This is a genomic window from Acidithiobacillus sp. (assembly GCF_023255755.1).
GTDB lineage: Bacteria > Pseudomonadota > Gammaproteobacteria > Acidithiobacillales > Acidithiobacillaceae > Acidithiobacillus.
Genome location: NZ_JAGDVS010000195.1, coordinates 3,457 through 10,438 on the forward strand (window position 1 = coordinate 3,457; position 6,982 = coordinate 10,438).

The 6,982-nt window shown below is 56.3% G+C and carries 10 protein-coding genes; 8 read left to right on the forward strand and 2 right to left on the reverse strand.

What is annotated here, in order from left to right:
* A partial coding sequence (yidC, locus tag Q0C48_RS13890; RefSeq protein ID WP_291525355.1) for a membrane protein insertase YidC occupies nucleotides 1–847 on the forward strand: 847 nt, incomplete at its 5' end.
* A 65-nt stretch (nucleotides 848–912) separates the two neighbouring features.
* Nucleotides 913–2,271, forward strand: coding sequence for a tRNA uridine-5-carboxymethylaminomethyl(34) synthesis GTPase MnmE (mnmE, locus tag Q0C48_RS13895; protein ID WP_291525357.1), 1,359 nt, complete (start codon nucleotides 913–915; stop codon nucleotides 2,269–2,271).
* A 73-nt stretch (nucleotides 2,272–2,344) separates the two neighbouring features.
* On the opposite strand, the gene Q0C48_RS13900 is transcribed toward mnmE, so the two are convergent.
* A complete protein-coding gene (locus Q0C48_RS13900) occupies nucleotides 2,345–2,797 on the reverse strand; it encodes an Hsp20/alpha crystallin family protein (protein ID WP_024894331.1) in 453 nt (150 codons plus the stop codon).
* 108 nt (nucleotides 2,798–2,905) lie between these two features.
* Nucleotides 2,906–3,829 (reverse strand): lysophospholipid acyltransferase family protein, encoded by a 924-nt coding sequence (locus Q0C48_RS13905; RefSeq protein WP_029316226.1) that lies wholly within the window; start codon nucleotides 3,827–3,829, stop codon nucleotides 2,906–2,908.
* Nucleotides 3,830–3,928: 99 nt separating this feature from the next.
* On the opposite strand from Q0C48_RS13905, the gene nadD reads away from it, so the two are divergent.
* The 6 genes from nadD to Q0C48_RS13935 form a co-directional block, all read left to right on the forward strand.
* Complete coding sequence (gene nadD, locus Q0C48_RS13910) at nucleotides 3,929–4,585, forward strand: nicotinate-nucleotide adenylyltransferase (RefSeq protein WP_024894333.1); 657 nt, start codon at nucleotides 3,929–3,931, stop codon at nucleotides 4,583–4,585.
* Nucleotides 4,586–4,608: 23 nt separating this feature from the next.
* Entirely contained in the window at nucleotides 4,609–4,965 is a 357-nt protein-coding gene (gene rsfS, locus Q0C48_RS13915; protein WP_010640473.1) for a ribosome silencing factor, read from the forward strand.
* 6 nt (nucleotides 4,966–4,971) lie between these two features.
* On the forward strand, nucleotides 4,972–5,445 hold the full coding sequence (gene rlmH / locus Q0C48_RS13920; RefSeq protein WP_010640471.1) for a 23S rRNA (pseudouridine(1915)-N(3))-methyltransferase RlmH: 474 nt from the start codon (nucleotides 4,972–4,974) through the stop codon (nucleotides 5,443–5,445).
* 16 nt (nucleotides 5,446–5,461) lie between these two features.
* The gene (locus Q0C48_RS13925) at nucleotides 5,462–5,890 is read left to right on the forward strand and encodes a hypothetical protein (protein ID WP_215858448.1); all 429 of its coding nucleotides are present in this window, start codon (nucleotides 5,462–5,464) and stop codon (nucleotides 5,888–5,890) included.
* Entirely contained in the window at nucleotides 5,890–6,795 is a 906-nt protein-coding gene (locus Q0C48_RS13930) for a hypothetical protein (RefSeq protein WP_215858434.1), read from the forward strand. Before Q0C48_RS13925 ends, Q0C48_RS13930 begins: the two co-directional genes overlap by 1 nt.
* On the forward strand, nucleotides 6,792–6,982 hold a 191-nt coding region (locus Q0C48_RS13935), incomplete at its 3' end, for a Maf family protein (protein WP_291525364.1). The genes Q0C48_RS13930 and Q0C48_RS13935, both read left to right, overlap by 4 nt.

A 6,982-nucleotide genomic window follows, 5' to 3' on the forward strand; every position in this document is an offset into this window, starting at 1 on the left:
TTATTTTCTGGCAGCCGTTCTGCCCGCCGAACAGGCGCAGCATGTGCAGGTTTATGCCCGACCCTCCGGCAGTAATTATGTGGCGGGGGTAAATACGCCTCTACCCACCCTGGCTCCGGGGCAGAGTACCACCATTACCCAGCAGATTTTTCTGGGTCCCAAACAGCAAAGTCGCCTGGCGGCACTGGGTCGGGGTCTGGAGCAGACGGTGGATTATGGCTGGTTTGCCATTATTGCCGAACCCATGCATCTGGTACTCAAATGGTTTCATGGTCTGGTTGGCAACTGGGGTCTGGCCATTATCCTTTTGGTTATTGTCATCAAGGCGATATTTTTCTATCCCTCGGCCATCAGTTACCGGTCTATGGCCAATATGCGCAAGCTTCAGCCCAAACTGGAAAAACTGAAAAAAGAATGTGGTGATGATAAGCAGAAACTGGGCGCGGCCATGATGGAGCTCTACCGTACGGAAAAGGTCAATCCGATGGCGGGTTGTTTGCCGATCCTTCTGCAAATGCCTTTTTTCATTGCTCTTTACTGGGTTCTGGTAGAAAGCGTATCACTCCGCCAGGCACCCTTCATCCTCTGGATTCATGATCTGGCGGTGCCCGATCCTTATTACATCCTGCCGCTGCTCATGGGCATTTCCATGTTTTTTCAGCAGCGTCTCAACCCTGCGCCCGTCGATCCGATGCAGAAAAAAATCATGTCGGCTCTGCCGGTCATTTTTGCGGTGTTTTTCTCTTTTTTCCCGGCAGGTCTGGTACTCTACTGGTTAACCAACAACGTCGTTTCCATTGGTCAGCAATATCTGATCACCCGACACATCATGGCCGCCAAAGACTAGGGCGGCACGGCTTTTCGCAGCCGGGTTGTCTCATCGGTTCCTGAATCGTGGCGAGGTTCTTATAGATGCGCTATCAACAGGGAGATACCATCGTCGCCATTGCGACGCCGCCCGGAGAGGGGGGCGTCGGCATTTTGCGCCTCTCTGGTCCAGCCGCCCTACGCATTGCCAAGGCCCTCTGCGGACTGGCTCCGGAAAGCCCTCATTGGTCAGCACGACACGCGCATTTCCGGCGTTTTTACGGCCGCGATGGCCAGGGCATAGATCACGGTATTACCCTCTATTTCCCGGCACCGCATAGCTATACCGGTGAAGACGTGGTCGAATTACAGGGACATGGGAGTCCTCTGGCACTGGCCGCCTTAATGCAGGAATCGGTCGCTTATGGCGCCCGTGCAGCGCGGGCAGGTGAGTTTACCGAACGCGCTTTTCTCCATGGCCGTCTGGATCTGGCCCAGGCGGAAGCCGTGGCAGACCTCATTCATGCGCGCAGCGAAGCACAGGTACGTGCCGCTTCGGCAAGTCTTGAAGGCGCTTTTTCCAAGGCTGTCGACGCCATCTATGGGCAATTATTACAACTTCTTGCCCTGGTGGAGGCCGGGCTGGATTTCAGCGAGGAAGACCTCGGCACTGCGCACGACAGCGCTGTTCATCATGGTCTCGAAACCTTGCAGAAGCAGCTGCTTCACTTGCAACAGCAAGCCCGGCAAGGTGCCCGTCTCGCCCGGGGTGGTCGCGTCATTCTTGCCGGTCGCCCCAATGTTGGCAAATCCAGCCTGATGAATGCGCTGGCCCAACGGGATGCGGCCATTGTTACACCGGTTCCCGGAACTACCCGTGACCTGCTGCGCGAGGAAATCCTGCTCGACGGCCTGCCCGTAGAACTCATTGATACGGCCGGGCTCCGGGAATCTCAGGATCTGGTTGAGGCAGAAGGTATTTCCCGGGCGCGGCAGATTTTGCAAAGTGCCCAGCTGATATTGCTGGTTGCGGACGCCCACGCTGGCTGGCAAGCAGAAGACCAGGCCATTCTCGATACCCTGCCATCCATAGCCCGATTAATTATCTGGAACAAGCAGGATCTGGTAACCAGTCTCCCCAAAGCACCGGCCCACGAAGCCTGCCTGGCCATTTCTGCGCTGGTCGGAAATGGTTTGGATGCCCTGAAAGCAGAAATCATGCTGCAGATGGGTATGGAAAACAGCGCCTGTGTGTTCAGTGCCCGGCAGCGCCATGTGGAAGCACTGGCCGACACGACCGAAAAAGTGGCAGAGGCCGTGCACATGCACCATAGCGCAGCCCCCCCGGAACTGCTGGCTCAGTCGCTGCGGGAAGCGGCCAATGCCCTGGCGCAAATTACCGGAAAAATTGATGTGGAAGATATTCTCGGAGAGATTTTTTCGCGCTTCTGTATCGGTAAATAAATGCAGATCTTCATAATATAAAAAGGGCTGGATAACCCTCCAGCCCTTTTATTTTTTCAACTATTGCTAAACCTCATTCGACGCTGATTTTCCGTCTTTTGGCAGATTCCGCCTTGGGTAAGACCAGCTCCAGAACGCCATCTTTATAGGCTGCCTTACTCTGGCTGGCATCTACATCAACAGGCAACTGTACCGTCCGTGAAAAATCACCATAACGGCGTTCACGATAAATGTACTTACCTTCTTCTTCCGTCTTGTTTTCTTCCTTGCTGCCGCTGATATATACCTGGTTACCATGAACCTGGACATCCAGCTTTTCCTTATCCATACCGGGTACTTCGGCGCGAATGACTATTTCGTTATCCCGGTCCAGGACATCAATATGAGCAATATGTGCGCGCACTGAACCATTCTGATTACCGTTATTTACCGGACGAAAAACGCCGGGCAAAAGGGAATCAAAAAACTGCTCTACCGGATCCACCGAACGCACCGACTGTACTGAAGAATTCTTTTCATCAACCATGGAATAATCTCCTTAATTCATCCCGGTGACCTAATCACCATGCTCCAGTTAATGGGGCTGCGAAAAACCATTTTCAAGCCCTGAGAGAAATATTGTTGAAGAAATAATTCAGTATGGATAATCCCAGCCCTCCGGCTGATCCTTGAAACGACGATGCACCCACCAGTATTGTTCCGGGGCCTTGCGAATGGCAGTTTCCAGCACGGTATTCATGGCCGTGGCGTCTGCCACCGCTGCACCCGCAGGAAAATTTTCGGGCATGGGCACAAACTCCAGTCGAAATCCCTGACCACGGGGCAGACGGTAGGCAAACAGACCGAATACCGGGCTCTGCCGGCGCAGGGCCAGCCGCCCCAGCAAAGGAGTGGTACAGGCGGGTCGTCCAAAAAAAGGGGCATAGTCTCCTTCCCGGGGATCCACATTCTGGTCCGGCAAAATACCCACCACCTGATGCTGCTGCAAAGTATGCAAAAGAGGACGAATGCCCTCTTCCTTGGACGTCAACCGTGCGCCACTGCGTCCCCGACCTGCAGCCATCAATGCATTTAACGCCGGGTTGCGGGTGTCCATATACAGCACCGTCACCGGCCAGCGATGACCAATATATTGTACGGCCGCTTCCCAGGCCCCCAGGTGGGCGGTAAACAAAATGACACCGCGTCCTTCTGCCAGCGCAGCATCCACCTGTTCCACACCGCGCACCTCACGAATCAACCGCAAAGCCCGGGGCAAAGGCCAGAACCACAGGGGCCCCAGTTCCAAAGCCGCCTGGCCCAATGCGCGAAAATGCTGGCGTTGCAAATCGTGGCGCTGCACCAAAGAAAGATCGGGAAAAGCAATGGCCAGATTTGCGTCAACCACCTGGCGGGGTCGCCGCATAATCCGCCGGGCGACATCGCCGAGCGCAGAACCCAGCACCGCCCGCCATGAACCCGGCAGGATTGCCGCTCCACGCAGTAATGCGACAATAATCCACACCTGCGACTGCTGCCCGAAGCTTCCTTTGGAAGATCCCGTCGATGATTTAGTCACCTGATTCCTGATCTGCTCCGCAAAGCGCACATCATAAACGCGGGACCGGTCTTTTGTCGCTGTCTTCCCCCCACCTCCACCCTTCGTTATATTCGGGGTATGAAGATTTCCACCAACAATGATCTGGTTATTCTGGGGGGGACTTTCGATCCCATCCACTACGGGCATCTGCGCGCCGTAGAGGAAGTCCGTCAGGCCCTCAAGACTGCCGAGGTGATGCTGATTCCTGCAGGTCATCCGCCCCACCGCAAAAGTCCCTGGGCTGCCGCCCAACATCGTCTGGCCATGGCCCGCATTGCCGTCGCCCACCACCCCCGTTTTGTCGTCAGTGATCGAGAGGTGGGACGTGAGGGGCCGTCCTATACCGTGGACACACTCCGCACCCTGCGTCTGGAACGCCCGGATGCCTTGCTGGCCATGGTCATTGGCATGGATGCCTTTTTGCGTTTTGATACCTGGCGCGACTGGCAACAGATTCTGGAATTAACCCATCTTATCGTCACCGGACGACCGGGCTGGCCGGCTGCCGAACTCCCCGAGGCCTTGCGGCAAACCCTCTATCAACGGCGTTGCGACGATATCCACCAGCTCCACCAACAACCCGCCGGCTTCATTTTTTTTCAGACCATCACCGCACTGGAAATCTCCGCGACCAGTATTCGCAGCCTGTTGGCCAACGGCCAAAGTCCGCGCTTCCTGTTACCCGACGAAGTATTGGATTATATTGAGAGCAAGGGGCTCTACCAAAGCCCGTAATTCGACACAAAGGATTATTGCACTTGGCGACAGCAGAAAATCTCCGCGACATTATTGTGACCGTTCTTGATGAACACAAAGCCCTCGATATCAAAGCCATCGACGTCCGTAAACAGACCGACATTACGGATTATCTGATTATTGCCTCCGGCACCTCCGACCGTCATCTCAAGGCCCTGGCTGATCATGTCATGGCCCGCATGCGCGAAGAGGGCGTCCGGCCACTAGGAAAAGAAGGGCTCAGCGTGGGTGATTGGGCACTGGTGGATCTCGGCGATGTGGTAGTTCACGTCATGCGCCCTGAGGTGCGCGATTTTTATCAGCTCGAACGGCTCTGGGGAGAACTTCCCCAGATGCGTGGGCAAAACGAACGCCGCTGATTATTGATGCGGCTCCGGATTCTTGCCATCGGCAACAAAATGCCGGCCTGGGTGGAAAGCGGTGTCGCTGAATATGCAGCCAGAATGCCGCCGCAGTGTCGGGTAGAATGGCGCGCCCTGCCAATGGCCAAAAGGGGGCGCAGTGGCGACCCGATCCGGTGGCGGCGTGAAGAAGGCGAGCGAATACGCAGTGCCACGCCTGCAGGGTCCGAGAAAGTCGCTCTAGAAGTGGGTGGCAAAGTTCTGAGCAGTGAAGCCTTGGCGCAGCGGATGGATGCCTGGTTTCTGGGTGGCCGCGACGTCACCTTCTGGATCGGCGGGCCGGATGGACTGGACCCCGAACTACAGGCTGACTGGCAATGGTCACTGTCGGCATTAACCATGGCACATCCTGTTGTGCGGGTAGTTTTAGCGGAACAATTATATCGGGCCTGGAGCATTCAGGCCGGATTACCTTATCATCGTGGCGCAGAGGAGTGACGCTGACGTGAAGCAAATGTGGATAAAACCGGGAGTCATCCGGATAAGTATTGCCCTGACCCTGAGTCTCGGACTGAGCGCCTGTGCGCAAATGGTGGAAGTCAGCCCCCAGCAGAGCAGTTCGGATGCCATTGCCGTGCAGGTAGGGCGGGAGCACATTCTGGCCCTTTCACCCGCCGTCAATGATGCCCAGCTGGCACAGGTTAAAAGCGCATTGACAGCGGCTCAATCCGCGCAGTCCCGGGGCGATTATCTCCTGGCAGAGCGCGAAACCCTGCTGGCGAAAGTATTGCTGGATAATATTCAGGTTCGTCTCAAGAGCTCTCCCGGCAGCAGCCAGCGTCAGGCCCTGCAGAGCCAGATCGCCAATCTGCAAAGCCAGATCGCCGCAACCCACCAGCAAATAGATGCCACCAAGGCACAAATCGCCAAGGAGTCTCAATAATGCGCGTCCACGCCCTGATTGCTGCCGCCCTGTTGTTGTCATTTCCCGCGCTGGCCAGTGCCGATGTCGCAACCACCCGGGTATTACAACAATCCCTGCAACGCCTGCAGAATGCCCAGCGCAGCGGGCCGGCCATTCCGCCAGCCACTTTATCGGGCTTGCAGGAATCCCTGCAAATGATGACCCGTGATCAGGTCAACCCGGCAATCTTTCAGGTCGACAAAGCCATTTTTGACGCCCGGATGGCGGGCCTGCAGGAACAGCGCCAATCTATTCATCAACAGACCAGCCTGAATAAGCTACACCAGCAGGTGCAGTCCCTGACCAGGCAGCATCAGGCCCTGCAAAATGAATATGCGCAATTGCGCCAGCAATTGGCCAGCAAAACCATGACCGGCGCGCAAACCCAACATTTGCAGGCAGAAATTCAACAACAAAAACAGATGCTACAGGCTGAAGAAAAGCATCTCGCCAGCCTTGCAAAACAAGCGCCAAATTCGCTAAACGGCTTATCTAGCAGTACCGCCATTACCAGCACCACGAGCCTGCCTGCTTATGGCAAGGCTTTGACCTTATATGCCCGGGTGCAGGCCGCCAGCGATGGGGTGCATGTCTCCATGCCTGCCGATAGTCTTTTTGGCAGCGATAACCGCCTCAGTAGTGATGGTGAACAACGTTTGCAGGCTATTTCCCGCATTCTCAAACAAAGTAATGCCCATGAAATTCTGGTGCGGGTAGCGCCCCAGCCGCTGGGAGCCAATGCGGCCACCCAGCGCGCCGAAGCCATTTTGCGCAATCTGCGGCGTAATGGCGTCCCCGACCAGTCTCTGGCCCTGGCGACGGGTTCCGGCCTGGCAGCGGGAACCGCCGAGCTGCTTCTGGTGAATGCCAGCCCCACTTCGTGAGCAAGCTGATTCTGGCATCGGCTTCTCCCCGGCGACTGGCCCTGCTCCGGCAACTGGGCTATGACCCGCAGGTGCAGGTTGCGGATGTCGATGAAACCGCACAGGCCGGTGAACGCCCGGAACATCTGGCGCAGCGCCTGGCGCGCAGCAAAGCCACGGTCCTGGCCGGAAGTCATCCAGAACATCC

Bases quoted from the DNA above. Each gene is read 5' to 3' on its own strand.
- mnmE (WP_291525357.1), top strand. From the start codon at position 913: ATGCGCTATCAACAGGGAGATACCATCGTCGCCATTGCGACGCCGCCC.
- Q0C48_RS13900 (WP_024894331.1), bottom strand. From the start codon at position 2,797: ATGGTTGATGAAAAGAATTCTTCAGTACAGTCGGTGCGTTCGGTGGAT.
- nadD (WP_024894333.1), top strand. From the start codon at position 3,929: ATGAAGATTTCCACCAACAATGATCTGGTTATTCTGGGGGGGACTTTC.
- rlmH (WP_010640471.1), top strand. From the start codon at position 4,972: ATGCGGCTCCGGATTCTTGCCATCGGCAACAAAATGCCGGCCTGGGTG.
- Q0C48_RS13925 (WP_215858448.1), top strand. From the start codon at position 5,462: ATGTGGATAAAACCGGGAGTCATCCGGATAAGTATTGCCCTGACCCTG.
- Q0C48_RS13930 (WP_215858434.1), top strand. From the start codon at position 5,890: ATGCGCGTCCACGCCCTGATTGCTGCCGCCCTGTTGTTGTCATTTCCC.